This is a genomic window from Megasphaera sp. AF13-6AC (assembly GCF_027685385.1).
Taxonomy (GTDB): domain Bacteria; phylum Bacillota; class Negativicutes; order Veillonellales; family Megasphaeraceae; genus Megasphaera; species Megasphaera micronuciformis.
The window spans coordinates 1-653 of sequence record NZ_JAQCUN010000092.1 but is presented as its reverse complement, the minus strand read 5'-3'; the positions used below and the strand labels follow the sequence as shown (position 1 = coordinate 653).

Sequence of the window (653 nt, the reverse complement as noted above, 5' to 3'; positions counted from 1 at the left end):
GCAATTGAGTAACTTCATCCTGCATGACATAAACGGAGCTGATAGGACCGGCTTTGTACCGATCGGGAATAGCCGCCTTCTTAGCCGCACTGCCGAACTTGTGCGTGACTCCGACGTTTACCATATTGTTATTGTCGCCGAGAGCTACGCCCATGTGGAGCATCGTGTCTTCATTGGCATAATGTGCCAAACCTACGGCTGCCGCCGTTTCCCCGCGATAGTTACCGATACCGGCCATAATCTGATTCGGTTCGAGAGGATCGTACTGAATGGGCTTTAAGGCTGCTAAAGCCGCCGACTGCGCCGCAACACGACGGCCTTCCGATTCAACCGCACCGATACGATTGACCACTCGTTCAAGACCGCCCGTCGTCTGATGAGAGATAGCATTCATAGCATCGACAACATTTTGTGCCGTCGCCACACCGTCATTACCGTTAAGGCCGGCCATGCCGTTATTAACGGCGATCGTAGCTGTCTTCACGTCGTATTTCACATCGCCGTTGGGAGCTACGGACGCAGTGGTCAAATTACCGTCCTTGAAGTTCAGTCCGGTACTCAAGCTTACCGTTTCAGCCGAGCCGCCGTTCGCTTTGTAGGACAAGTTCGTAGATTGAGCGGCTTTTGTGCCGTCAAAGGTCACCTTATAGTCC

1 protein-coding gene is annotated in these 653 nt (G+C 53.0%); it reads right to left on the bottom strand.

The window, feature by feature from the left end; all coding sequences use genetic code 11:
- Nucleotides 1–653: YadA C-terminal domain-containing protein (locus PGX78_RS05945; RefSeq protein ID WP_270445872.1), on the bottom strand; the 653-nt coding region annotated here is incomplete at both ends.